Origin of the sequence: Roseimaritima sediminicola (assembly GCF_009618275.1) — a bacterium.
GTDB classification, from domain to species: Bacteria; Planctomycetota; Planctomycetia; order Pirellulales; family Pirellulaceae; genus Roseimaritima; species Roseimaritima sediminicola.
The window spans coordinates 14354-26794 of the sequence record NZ_WIAD01000023.1; the positions used below are offsets into that span (position 1 = coordinate 14354).

A 12441-nucleotide genomic window follows, 5' to 3' on the forward strand; every position below is an offset into this window, starting at 1 on the left:
CGATCTGGCGCAGAGCGGCTAAAGCCTGGACTCCAGCGCCAAAGTCTGGCGACTTCGGCTACGGGCAGACCACCCGCTTAACCGGCACGCGCCAGGTTCTGCTGCTGGAGGCCAGCGGCATAGTCGTGGGCGATATTCAGCACTTCTTCGTTGTAGAAGTACCGGCGGAAGACCTCATCGTCCGGCGTCTGCTGGTCGATCACCTCCTTTTCCTCTTCTTCGTCCGCATCCAGTTCCTTGCGGCGTTCGAAGAATTCGCTTTCGACCAGCGACAGGAACTTTTCTTCTTTCTGACGGCGATACGAATCGATTCGCCGCTGCAATGCCAGGAATTCTTCGTTCTCGGCGACGCGTTCGGTGGATCGTGCCCGGACCACGCCCAGCACATCGGGCGGCAGCATGTCGTAGACGCGGTGTTCCGCCTTGGGCACCCGGTCGTGCTCCAGAGCGTACTCCAGGTCGTCTTCACCGACGTCCATATAGGTCGTCAAGCTGGGCAGCACCACATCGGCTGGCACGCCTTCCTTCTGGGTACTGTCTCCATCGGGCAGGTAGAACTGCTGCAGCGTCACCTTCAACGCGCCGTAGTTCTCGCGGTTGGTTCCCAGCAGTTCGCGAGCCAGGTCCATCAGGGTTTGCACGGTGCCTTTGCCGTGCGTTTTCTCGTCACCGACGATCAAGCCGCGGCGATAGTCGCGGATGGCACCGGCGAGAATCTCACTGGCGCTGGCACTGAACTGGCTGGTCACCACGACCAGCGGTCCGTCCCACGCCACACCGCGTTCTTCATCGTCGTACTGGTCGACCGTGCCGTCGGAGTTCTTGACCTGGACGACGGTGCCCTCGTCAATGAACAACCCGGTCAAACTGATCGCTTCGGTCAGGCTGCCGCCACCGTTCTTGCTGAGGTCCAGGACCACGCATTCGACGTTGTCTTCTTTGAAGCGGTCGAGGATACGACGCACGTCCCGGGTACTGCTGCGGTAATCGCGGCGATTCTGGCGAGCCGCTTCCATATCCATGTAGAAACTGGGCAGGCTGATGTAGCCGATCTTCATGTCCTTGCCGGTTTCTTCACTGGTGTGTTCGAGCACTTCTCCACGGGCGGCGCTGTCTTCCAGCTGCACCTTGGCGCGAACGATCTTGAGGACTTGGACGTCGCCGACGCCCTTGGGTTTGACGCCCAATCGCACGGTCGTGCCGGCTTTGCCGCGGATCATGCCGACGACTTGTTTCAGCGGCATTTCCACGATATCGGTCATTTCGCCTTCTTCACCCTGGCCGACGCTGACGATCACATCGCCCTCTTTCAACTTGCCATGCTTGGCCGCCGCACCACCGGGAATGATGTTCGTCACCTCGGTATAGCCGTCCTTCTCTCGCAGAGCGGCACCGATTCCGTCCAAGCTCAGTCGCATCAGCATCTCGAAGTCTTCCAGCGAGCTGGGCGACATATAGGTCGTATGCGGGTCGTACGAACTGGTGATCGACGTCAGGAACAGTTCGAGAATGTCATCGGTTTCGGTCTGATGCCAACGGCGGGCGTAGCGGTTGTAGCGGCGGCGCAGTTGTTCGGTCGCCTCTTCGCCTTCCTTGCCTTCGTCCTTCAGGTCCAGCAGGTTGTACTTGATCTGGCGGCGCCAGCGATCCCGAGCTTCGTCGGCATCCAGCGGATAACGGGTCGCTTCGGGATCGATCACGATCGATTCTTCGCGTTGGAAGTCGTGCTCCTGGTCCAACAACTCCTCGATCGTCTTCAGCCGCTCGTCGACGCGTTCCAGAAAACGATTGAAGATCTTGTAGGTGATCGACAGATCGCCTTTCTTGACGTGATCGTCCAGCAACGTCTGGTATTCGGTGAACTCGTCGTAGTCCGACTGATAAAAGTACAGCTTCATCGGGTCCAGCGATTTCAGGTACAGCCCCAGGGCCCGCTTGCTGGCCTCGTCGTCCACTTCGCTGCGCGAGATATGTCGCCGCGGCAACAACAGAGAAACGATCTTGGCAACTTGACTGTCCTTGGCGGTCGGTCCGGGAAGTCCTTCGGCCTGGGAGGCAAGCGGACAACTGAGCATGGCTGCGGCGACCGCCATCAACAGCAATGACCGAAAACCAAAACGACCAACGTGAACGGGCATACGTTTTATCCGTAACAAGGGGGGAGTCTGCGGAATCAGCACGGCGGGAAGAATCGCCACTGGAATGGTAGGAAAGGTGGCAAATAGCGGCAAGTTCGAAAAATCTGCCTTCACCGTACTCTACGTAAGATAACCGATATTGGTGCGTTTTGGGGATTCAACGCATGCTATCGCAGCACCACTTCGCGGCAGACGTCCGGCAGCGTCGCTTCGTCGCGGAGGTGCATCACGGGGATTCCCGCGGCGATCAGAGGACCGGCGGCCAGCGTAAAATCCTCTTGGTCAAACGTATTGATGATCACGCTGACCGCCCAGCCTCGGCGAGCCATGCCGACAAGCGCCACAGCCGCCGGCGGAGGGCACTGCTGGAGGATGACCAACAGCGTGGTATCACGAGCCAGCCGGTGCTCGGTTTCCAGCAATAATTCAGCCACAGACAAGCCGTCGGTGCGTTCCAGTCGCGCCAGTTGTCCCTGACGCTGCCGCAATGCCACCGGGCCGCGATCGGCCGCCATCACAACCGGTCGCAAGCGGTCGTCCTGCTCGCGCATCGAAGCTTCGGCTCGGGCGATTTCGCGGGTTCGAAAATCGCTGGCCCAGCCCTCGGTGCGAATCCGGTCGACCGCGTCTCGGCCGTTGCTGACCAGGCCCACCGGTTGGTTCATCTCGTAGAGCGCATTGGAAATCGACGCGGCTAAGGTGATCGCCAACTCGCTGCGTCGCGGTTCGTGTCGCCGTGGGTTGCTGCGGCGATGCAGGTCCACCACCAAGGTCGCGCCGACCACGCTGGTTTGCTCATAGATCTTGCTGTGCAACTGGCCCGTGCGGGCGGTGGCGGCCCAGTGCACTTTGCGCATCGGATCACCGATCTGCCACTGCCGAATACCCTGCAGCCGTGAAGGATCCTCCAGCATCCGCTCGCGGATTCGCACCTCGCCGATCGGTCGTCGCGACGCGACGTCGAATCCGGTCAAGGGTATCGCCCGAGGCAGTACCTGCAGGAATTGAGGCAGGGCCCCCACGCGATAGCGGCGGTGCAGGCCCATCAGGTCGCCGGTTTCCAATACCGTGGGCCCGATCTGATAGTAACCGCGGCGATTGCAGGTCAACTGATACCGCACGAAACGGCTTGCTCCGGGGGCCAGAAAGAAAACCTGCAACCGCGAGCCGGCCACTGCGAGGGCCGGCGGTTGATACATCAAGGCCTGACGCGGCAGCAGGTCCTCGGCCAATAACCAAACGATCGGCAGGCGGCCCCGGTTGCGAATTTCGATCTCCACCGGCACGACCGCGCCCACCTCCACCTCCCAGCGGCCGGCGGTCCGCACCACCGACGTACTCTGGCTCCAGGCCTGAGCCAACAAACGATTAACCAACAGCATCCCGAACGCGGCATAGGCGGCGTACAACCACAGGGCGGCTCCGAAAACCATACCCAGCAAGATCACGCCGGCCAGCAGCGCCAGCATGCCCGGCAGGCCCAAGCGGCCGAGGCCTTGGTGATCGGTGTGCACCGCCTGGGGCGGAGGGCCGCCGCCGACGGTGGGCAATTCCGCGTCATCAAACACCGCCGCGGAACGGACCGGTGCCGCGACCGCGCTGGCGCCAGGGGGCGTCGGGCCCGGCGAACGGTCCCCTGGTCCGGACGAATCGGCGGAGCGGGGCGGGCGTGAAGACGACATCAGCTGGCCGAAAGCGTGGGTACGGCGATTTCGGACAGGATGTCTTCGATCACGTCTTCGGCGGTGATTTTCCGCAGCCGGCTCTCCGGTCGCACGATCACGCGGTGCGTCATCACGGGGGCGACGATGCGTTTCACGTCGTCGGGTTCTACAAAGCTGCGGCCGCGAATCGCCGCCATGGCCTGGGCACAGCGGAACAGGGCGATGGTCGCCCGGGGGCTGCCGCCCAGCGCCAAGTCGTTGTGTTGGCGAGAATCGATCACGACCTGCAGGGCGTACTGCCGCACCCGCCCGTCGACGTGGACCTGACGAATTGCCTGCTGGGCGGCCACCATCTGAGCCGCCGTGGCCACGCTCTTGAGCTGGTCGACCGGATGGCCGAACTGCAGCATTTCCAGCATCCGCAGCTCTTCCTCCGCCGAAGGATAGCCCAGCGTGAAACGCATCATGAAGCGGTCCAGTTGGGCTTCGGGCAGGGGAAAGGTGCCTTCGTGGTCGACCGGGTTCTGCGTCGCCACGACCAGAAACGGCTTGCGCAGGGAGTGCGTGGTGCCATCGACCGTGACCCGGCCTTCGGCCATCGCTTCGAGCAGAGCGGCCTGCGTTCGCGGCGTGGCCCGGTTGATTTCGTCGGCCAACAGGATCTGGGCGAAAATCGGTCCGGCACGAAACTCGAAATCGCTGGTTTTCTGGTTGAAGATCGACGTCCCGGTCACGTCGCTGGGCAGCAGGTCGGGCGTGCACTGCACGCGTTTGAAACGGCATCCCATGCTGCGTGCCAGGGCGCGGGCCAGCATGGTTTTCGCCACGCCGGGGACGTCTTCCAGCAGGATGTGTCCACCGGCCAACCAGGCCACCAACGACAGCACCAGCTGCTTGCGTTTTCCGACGATCGCCTGTTCGACGTTCGTAATCACGCGGCGAGATAGTTCGGCGACCTCCTGGATCGACATTTCCGAGGACTCTGTCATAGATGGACCTAATTCCTGGTGACGCGACACGCCGGCATCTGGTAAACCTCGTTCACTTCATCGGTTTCCGCTCCGAACTGCGGAACCGGGTCCAGTTTATTCCAAACGAGAGGGCGATGGTGTTGCCGTCAAGGATTGCGTTCGAACCCCGGCTCTGGCGAGTGGCTCGGCTCTGGCGGGCGGCTCGGCTCTGGCGGGCAGTGCTGGCGGGCCTGCTGCTGATGCTGGGCAACCAGGCCGACGCGCAGATGACCTGGATGTTCGGCGACCCGGACGATCCGGCGGCCCCACCGGTCACCCAAGTAAATTTTGACGAACTGGGTTTGATCGACGCCAGCGGTGCCGAACCGCTGACGGAAGCCTCGGTTGGACAGCTGCCGGCCCCGGGCGGGCTCGGCTCCACGGCTACCGGCCCCACTCCCACCGCATCGGCCGCCGTTCCCTCTGCCGCAGGTCCATCCGCTTCGGTCGTGGTCGAACCCGAACCGCTGCCGCTGGCCGAACAGACGGCTCGCTGGTACGCCTACCCCTGGATGTGGATGCAGAGCGGCTGGACGAACAGCGCGGAATTCGGTTTGAACGCCAGCGAAGGCAATACGACATCGCTGAGCATGCAGACCGGAGCGGAATTGAAACGCGCCACCGATCGCTACACCTTTGAAATCGACTTTGATTATTACCGCACCAAAACGTCTGGCATCCTGACCCAGGACAACGGCCGCCTGAACCTGGACTTCGATCGCTTGTTGGGCGAGAGTCGCTGGTCGGCGTTCGGCAAACTCGGCTTGGAATGGAACCGGTTCCGGCCCTTCGATCTGCGTCTGAACCTGAACGGTGGTGCGGGTTATCACTGGTTTCGCAACGACCAGACCACGATCGTCACCCGCTTCGGTGCCGGTGCTTCGCGCGAGATCGGCTCGCCCGACGATCAGTGGACGCCCGAAGCCCTGTTCGGCGTCGAAGCCGAGCAGCAGTTGACCAGCCAACAAAAGTTGAAAGCTTCGCTCGATTACTTTCCCAATTGGGGCGACTTTTCGGACTACCGCCTGGTCACCGAACTCAGCTGGGAAATCCTGCTGGACGATTCGGACAACCTGAGTCTGAAATTGGCCACGACGAACCGCTACGACAGCACGCCGCAGGGAGCCCTTCCTCGCGATCTGTTCTATTCGATGCTGCTCCTTTACAAGTTCTAGTTTTCCCATTCTCGACAACTGCTCATGAAGATCGCGGTCATTTTGCCCAGCTGGGTTGGCGATACGGTTATGGCGACGCCGGCGCTGCGCAGCGTGCGTCAACGCTACCCCGACGCTCACCTGGTAGGCCTTGGACGCTACGCTCCGGTGCATCTACTCGAGCCGCTGGGCTGGTTCGACGATCTTGTCAATCATGGCAAGACCACGCGCCAGCGACTCACTTGCGCTTGGCGGCTGCGATCCCAGCGGTTTGACCTGAGCATCAATTTCCCGGCGTCCGAGAGCGCGGCTCTGATCGCTCGCACCCTGGGTGCCCCCCACCGCCTGGGATTCGACTCCGGCCTGAACCGATGGCTGTTGAACGATCTCGAGCCGCACCCGCGAAACATCCCGTTTACCGAGCGTCGCTCGGAGATCGAACGCTTTCTGGGCTTGGTCCAGCGCCTGGGATGCGACACCAGCGACCGTCGCGTGGAACTGCGAAGTACCGCCGCGGCCGACGCGTTGGCCCAGCAGTCCCTGGCCCAGTGCGGCCTGGACCGCTTTGCCAAACTGGTCGTTGTCAACAGCAGCGGTGCGGTGGCCGAAAGCAAACTGTGGCACGAACCCCATCTGATCGAATGCTGCCGCCAGTTGGCCCAGCGCGGCGATACGGGCGTCCTGATCCACTGCGGACCCGGCGAACGCGAAGCCGCGCGAGCCGTGACGCAGGCCTGCGATCACCCGGCGGTGCAGAGCATGGCGGATTGGCCCGAGTTGCCGCTGGAACTATCGATCAGCCTGATGCGTCGCGCGGCCGTCGTCGTTTCTACCGACAGTGGACCCCGCCACATCGCCGTGGCCATGAACCGGCCGGTGATCAGTTTGTTCGGATCGACCAATGTCGAGCCGACGCGGACGTTCAATCATCCCGAAGTGGTCATGCAAGAGCCGTTGGCGTGCCGTCCGTGCTGGAAGAAAGAATGTCCGCTGGGCCACCACGACTGCATGCGCCGGTTGACGCCCGAGCGAGTCCGGCAAGCGGTCGAGCAGGTTTTTGCCGCTCAAGACGCCGCCGCCGCGTGAAGCCCCAGTGGTCGTAGCTGAAGTCGCCAGACTTTGGATGTTTTCGACGCCTCGGCCCAATCTCTGGCGAGATCAGCGACGCGGGGGTCCAATCTCTGGCGAGATCCGCTACGAGGTTACGGGGATCCATGCTCAGCGGCTGCTGCTGGTCCAGTAATCGTAGGCTCGCATGGTTTGTTCGGCGGCGATTTCCGGCGTCGGATAGGGAAACGCTTCGGCCGACAAATAACCGTCGTAATCGATCTGGCGGAGCGCCGCGATTATTTCGCGGTAATCCATATGTCCTTCGCCGACGGGACGACGGTTGCTGTCGACAAAGTGGATATGGCCGACGTGCCGGCCGCCTTCGAGCAGCGCGGCGGCGACATTGCGTTCTTCGATCTGCATGTGGAACAGATCGCACAGCAATCGCACGTTCTGGGTCGACAGGCCTTCGAGCAAGCGGACGCCCTGGGCAACGGTGTTGACCTGATTGGTTTCGTAACGGTTCAGCGGTTCGTAGACCAGCGGCACGTTGTACTGCGACGCGTGTTCGCCCAGCTCCTCGAGCGCCTCGCTCAGGTAGCCGCGAGCGGTCGATTTATCGACCGCCGCATCGTGCCGTCCTTGCATCGATCCGATGATCGCAAACGCGCCGAAGGGACCGCCGAAGTCGATCATCGAGCGGACAAAGTCTTTGGCCTGCTGGCGTTTGCTCGCATCGGCATCGGCTAGTTGCAGGCCATGCTTCACCCAGCCCGCACCGGTGCCCACGGCGGCCAGTTCCAGGCTGTGGTCTTCGAGCAGGGATTTTAATTCCTGCGGATCCACCGCCTCCGGGCCGGGCGCGAAGATCTCGATCGCGTCGTACCCCAGTCGCGCCGACAACTCACACGCGGCCCGCAGCCCATCCCACAGCACGAACGGACCGCCGCGAGCTTCTTCGACCAAACTGACTGTGATGCAGGATTTCATGGGGCTCGCTGATTGGTTACTGGTGGATTCGGAAAAGGTTCGTTCAGCCGCTTGGGCGTTCGCCCCGGTTCAACCTGGCAACCGTGGCAAATGCAAAAACGGCTGAATTGCCGAAAGATCAGATCGAGGTCGCGGAAAAACCGCCATCGACCACGATGTTCTGGCCAGTGACGAAGGACGACGCTTTTTGCGATGCCAACCAAACGACCGCACCAGCCAGCTCTTTGGGGTCGCCAAAGCGGGCCATGGGCGTATGAGCGATGATCTGCCCGCCCCGCTCGGTGTAGCTGCCGTCGTCGTTGAACAATAGTTTTCGGTTCTGCTCGGCCGGAAAGAAACCGGGACTGATCGCGTTGACCCGGACGCCGCTTGTGGCCCACTGGCGAGCCAGAAACTGGGTCAGGTTGATCACGGCCGCTTTGGCTGCGGAGTAGGCGACGACGCGGGACAGCGGGACCATGCCCGACATCGAAGCGATGTTGATGACGCTGCCCCGACCGCCCTCGAGCATCGGCTGGGCGAAGACCTGCGTCGGCAGCAAGACACCGCCGGAAAGGTTCAGATCGAAGACGCGGTTCCAGGCTTCCAGCGGCAGGTCGGAAAAACGGTCGCCGGGCTGTAACGTCGCATCGGGATGGTTTCCACCGGCGGCATTGACCAGGATCGTAGGCGCGCCAACGCGGTCGCAAATCTGCTCGCGAGCGGCCACCAACGACTGCACATCCAACGCATCGGCTTGCTGGAAAGCCGCTTTGCCACCGGCCGCTTCGATCTGTGCAACGCGTTGATCCCCGCGCTGTTGATTGCGGCCGGCAACCACCACGGTCGCCCCGGCCGCGCCGAGCGCTTCGGCCATCGCGCCGCCCAACGCCCCGGTGCCGCCCAAGACCACGGCCGTCTGGCCATCCAAATCAAACAAATCCATGATGCTTCCAGTCCAGTCTCATTCGAACGATGCCAATTGCTGGCAAATCTATCTGGCAGAAGCGGCCTTGTTAAGGTGGCCGAGAGTCGCCTTTCGCTCCGCCGAAAGGTGTGGGTTGGATTCTTTGGCTACTTACGGCGGCGCGAAAGGCGACACTGGCTACTTACGCCGAGCGCGTGGCCACGACCGGTTGGACGATCGGCCGGTCGCGGAAACCGGCAAAAGCAGGATGGGCGGACATCAACAGAACCAGCGTCGTCGGGCGGTCCGCCAATAGTTTGGCCAGGTACACATCGTCGACCCGCTGCCGGCGGGCATCCAGAATGGCTCGATTCATTGCCGGACCGAACGGACCGTACGGGTCCTGCTGCAGATGTTCGCTTCTTTGTTGGAAATACGTTTCGGCGTCCCCGGTGGGTGAAAATCCTTGCAGCCGGGCGGCGTCGGCAAAATTACCGTTCTGTTCGTACAAATCGATGGCCAACCCGCGAACCGCGGGACTATCCGGAGATTCGCCCAACATCGCTTCCATCCCCGAGTCGGCCAAGGAAACTTTTCCCAGGAACCAACGCAGCCGGACTTCGTCGACCCGCAAGGTCTGCGACAGCGGGTTCAGGGTCACCGCGCGACTGCTGGCCGCCAGCGATTCCTCGCGATTGCCGGACGCGGCCAGGAACAGCGCGTACTCGTGGTGGGCATGCCAGCTGTTGGGCGTGGCCGCCAGGGAGGTCTGAAAATGCTGTTCGGCCAGTTGGAATTTGCGATCGTCACGCCACATCACCATCGCCGCGGCAAGGTTTGTCGTGGCGGCTTCGGGACGCAGCTCCAGCGCTTGCTGCATTGCGTCCCGCGCATCCATGACCAATTTCTGGCTTTCCTCCGGCGGCTGCAGGGCGGCCAACGACATCGCCGTGATCGCGTACCCGGCGTGGGCTTCGGCGAAAAACGGATCGACTTCGCGGGCATGCCCAAAGCAGCCGATCGCAGCCCGCAGTCCCGCTTCGCTGTCCGGGTCCAGGCGTGCCACGCCGCGGACCAAGCACCGAAACGCTTCGGCCTCCTGGGTCTCCTGGCCGTCGGCCAGCGAAGCGACCTGGCCGCTGATCTCCTGGGCCAGACGGGCCGCGCTCATCCGCTGGCCCAACAGGCTTTCGTTGTCGCCGTACTGGAATTCCTTGCCCCACAGCACGGCCCCCGAAGCCACTTCGACCAACTGCAGATGGATTCGTCGCTTGACTCCCGCGCCGGCCAAGCGCACCCAGACCAGGGCGTCGACGCCCAATTCCTGTCCAACCTGGGTGCTCTGCGACAGGTCGGCTTGGATCGGCCGATAGGGCACGACCTTCAGCGTCCGCTGGCGGGCCAATTGGTTAACCAACATAGCGGCCACCATTTCTTCTTCGGACAGTTCGCGGTCGCCGACCGGCTGGCGATTCTCCGGAGCTTCGACCTGCATGGGCAAGACGGCCAGGGATTCGATCCGCGGCCGACGACCTTGCGCGGCGATATACCAGCCGCCGCCGGCCAATCCGGCCAGGGCCGCCGAACCGGCCAACAATCCCAGCGTGCGGCGCGAGAACCGTCCGTTATTCCGCCCGGCTGGCACGCCGTGCAGGCTTCGCCAGGGCACTTCGGTGGTGTGTTCGGTATTGCCACTCGGCCCCACCGTGCTGGGCGCGACACCGCGCAACCGCGCGGCCACTTCGCTGGCGGATACCGGCCGCCCATCGATATCTTTCTGCAGGCAATGCTGAATTAATTCCGCCAGATCGGGATCCGACGCGGCGATCTCGGGGACGCCCGGCGGGTCGGCATGGAGGACGGCGCCGAGCGATTCGGCCAGCGTTTTTCCGGGAAAGGGCGGGCGGCCGTAAAAGCATTCGTACAGCACACATCCCAGCCCAAAAATGTCTGCCGCGAAAGTCGCTTTCTCGCCCCGGGCCTGTTCCGGCGCCATGTATCCGGCCGTCCCCATGACGATCCCACTGGCCGTCGGATCCTGGGTGGTGGCCGCCGCGGCTTCGGAAGCTCGCGACAAACCGAAATCCAACAGTTTGACGATCGAACCGGCGGGGCTGCTGGCATGCGAACCGGCGACGCCCAACAACACCAGATTCTCGGGTTTCAAGTCACGATGCACGATTCCTCGGGCATGGGCGGCGCTCAGCGCGTCGGCGATTTGGGCTCCCACCCGCCGCGTCTCGGCGGCGTCCAAACGTCCGCGTTCGATGCGACTGCGAAGCGTTTCCCCGTCGAGCAATTCCATCACGGCATAGGGTCGCCCACAGTGGGTGCCCACGTCGAACAGGGACACGATATTCGGGTGTCGCAGCCCCGCCACGGCCCGCGATTCGCGTTCAAAGCGTTCCACCCGGTCGCGTCGCTGCGCCCAGTCGTCGGCCAGTACTTTGATGGCCACCGGGCGTTCCAATCGGGTGTCCAGCCCCAGGTAGACGCGGCCCATGCCGCCCCGGCCGATCAGGGACTCCACTTTATAGGGTCCCAGCTGGACACCCGGTCGAATCACCGATTCGCCCGGCTGGAGTTCCACCTCGTCGGTGGCCGTTTCGTCCGCCGTGGCCGGTTCGTCCGCGGTGGCCTGCAGCACGGCCGCCCCTCCGGCCCCGGCCGCCTCGAGTTCCGAACGCACCGCCGACAACTCGGCTCGGAGGACCTGGCGATTAACTTGGCCATAGGTATCGAGCCAGTGTTCGACCGAGGGTTGCTTCCCCGCTTTCCACTCGGCTTCGAACTGCAGACAGATCGCGTCGATACGCGTCAGTTCGTCTGCCGACAAGTCGGAAAGGGACATAGAAATTCGCCTCCTGGGGCGCGAATGCTATGAGGTCTCGTCGGCCGCCGTTCAGCGTTCATCGGCCTCGACCGCCTCACTCCAAATCTTACGGATCAACTGCAACCTTCGTTCGACCGCGCGTTTGGAGAGTTCCAGACGTTCGGCGACCTCGTCCACCAAAAACCCCTCCATCCGCATGATCGCGATCTGGCGCAATTGTTCGTCGGGCAACTGATTAAGCAAGGCCTCGCACTCTTCGGCCAGCTCCGCCTGCAGATCGGCCGCCGCTTTGTCGCCGGCAACCCCGCCGATGCCGCCACTGCGGAGCTCCTCGGCATCGGCAAATACCGATTCGCCACGAACCACGCCGCCGCCACGTTTCTGTCGCGTTTGATGCCGCAGGTGCGCATGCGCTTTGCGGCCGGTCAATGTAATTAACAATCCCCAAAGGTTGTCCGGACCCGACAGATCGGGAAAACGATCATGGCGAATTCCCGCGATAAAACTGTGAAAGGCGCTCAGAGCCACGTCTTCCTCGTCGCCCACGCGGCGCAGCGAAGCCGGCAGCCGACGGGCGGCCAGCCGCACCAAACGCTGGTAATAATTCTCCCACAGCTGCGTTGTCGCCTGCTGGTCTCCCTGACGCACTCGGTCGATCAGCTTGGCAAATTCTTCGGTCGATTGCGGCAACAAACACCTCCCGGGACCCTATGCTC

Annotated in this window: 9 protein-coding genes; 2 read left to right on the plus strand and 7 right to left on the minus strand. The window is 62.8% G+C overall.

Translation table 11 applies throughout. The annotated features are described in order from the left end of the window. Window positions 1-77: 77 nt before the first annotated feature. The 3 genes from GE027_RS12465 to GE027_RS12475 form a co-directional block, all read right to left on the minus strand. Window positions 78-2138: a carboxy terminal-processing peptidase gene (locus tag GE027_RS12465; RefSeq protein ID WP_153557530.1), complete on the minus strand. Its 2061-nt coding sequence runs from the start codon at window positions 2136-2138 to the stop codon at window positions 78-80. Window positions 2139-2305: 167 nt separating this feature from the next. Next, window positions 2306-3820 carry a DUF58 domain-containing protein gene (locus tag GE027_RS12470; RefSeq protein WP_237607488.1) on the minus strand — a complete coding sequence of 505 codons (1515 nt, stop codon included), beginning with the start codon at window positions 3818-3820 and terminating at the stop codon, window positions 2306-2308. Continuing rightward, window positions 3820-4791 (minus strand): AAA family ATPase, encoded by a 972-nt coding sequence (locus GE027_RS12475; RefSeq protein ID WP_237607490.1) that lies wholly within the window; start codon window positions 4789-4791, stop codon window positions 3820-3822. The genes GE027_RS12470 and GE027_RS12475 overlap by 1 nt, the downstream gene beginning before the upstream one ends. 116 nt (window positions 4792-4907) lie before the next feature. Here GE027_RS12475 and GE027_RS12480 point away from each other — a divergent pair, with 116 nt between their 5' ends. After that, window positions 4908-5987, plus strand: a complete 1080-nt coding sequence (locus GE027_RS12480; protein ID WP_153557531.1) for a DUF481 domain-containing protein — start codon at window positions 4908-4910, stop codon at window positions 5985-5987. 24 nt (window positions 5988-6011) lie between these two features. Next, a complete protein-coding gene (gene waaF, locus GE027_RS12485) occupies window positions 6012-7052 on the plus strand; it encodes a lipopolysaccharide heptosyltransferase II (RefSeq protein ID WP_153557532.1) in 1041 nt (346 codons plus the stop codon). Window positions 7053-7184: 132 nt separating this feature from the next. On the opposite strand, the gene GE027_RS12490 is transcribed toward waaF, so the two are convergent. From GE027_RS12490 to GE027_RS12505, 4 genes are all read right to left on the minus strand, one after another. Then, the gene (locus GE027_RS12490) at window positions 7185-8006 is read right to left on the minus strand and encodes a sugar phosphate isomerase/epimerase family protein (protein ID WP_153557533.1); all 822 of its coding nucleotides are present in this window, start codon (window positions 8004-8006) and stop codon (window positions 7185-7187) included. Window positions 8007-8124: 118 nt separating this feature from the next. Further along, entirely contained in the window at window positions 8125-8931 is an 807-nt protein-coding gene (locus GE027_RS12495) for an SDR family oxidoreductase (RefSeq protein WP_153557534.1), read from the minus strand. 163 nt (window positions 8932-9094) lie between these two features. Further along, entirely contained in the window at window positions 9095-11743 is a 2649-nt protein-coding gene (locus tag GE027_RS12500) for a serine/threonine-protein kinase (RefSeq protein ID WP_153557535.1), read from the minus strand. A 51-nt stretch (window positions 11744-11794) separates the two neighbouring features. Then, on the minus strand, window positions 11795-12415 hold the full coding sequence (locus tag GE027_RS12505) for an ECF-type sigma factor (RefSeq protein WP_237607492.1): 621 nt from the start codon (window positions 12413-12415) through the stop codon (window positions 11795-11797). Between the last annotated feature and the right edge of the window lie 26 nt (window positions 12416-12441).

Bases quoted from the DNA above. Each gene is read 5' to 3' on its own strand.
- GE027_RS12465 (WP_153557530.1), bottom strand. From the start codon at position 2,138: ATGCCCGTTCACGTTGGTCGTTTTGGTTTTCGGTCATTGCTGTTGATG.
- GE027_RS12470 (WP_237607488.1), bottom strand. From the start codon at position 3,820: ATGTCGTCTTCACGCCCGCCCCGCTCCGCCGATTCGTCCGGACCAGGG.
- GE027_RS12475 (WP_237607490.1), bottom strand. From the start codon at position 4,791: ATGACAGAGTCCTCGGAAATGTCGATCCAGGAGGTCGCCGAACTATCT.
- GE027_RS12480 (WP_153557531.1), top strand. From the start codon at position 4,908: ATGGTGTTGCCGTCAAGGATTGCGTTCGAACCCCGGCTCTGGCGAGTG.
- waaF (WP_153557532.1), top strand. From the start codon at position 6,012: ATGAAGATCGCGGTCATTTTGCCCAGCTGGGTTGGCGATACGGTTATG.
- GE027_RS12490 (WP_153557533.1), bottom strand. From the start codon at position 8,006: ATGAAATCCTGCATCACAGTCAGTTTGGTCGAAGAAGCTCGCGGCGGT.
- GE027_RS12495 (WP_153557534.1), bottom strand. From the start codon at position 8,931: ATGGATTTGTTTGATTTGGATGGCCAGACGGCCGTGGTCTTGGGCGGC.
- GE027_RS12500 (WP_153557535.1), bottom strand. From the start codon at position 11,743: ATGTCCCTTTCCGACTTGTCGGCAGACGAACTGACGCGTATCGACGCG.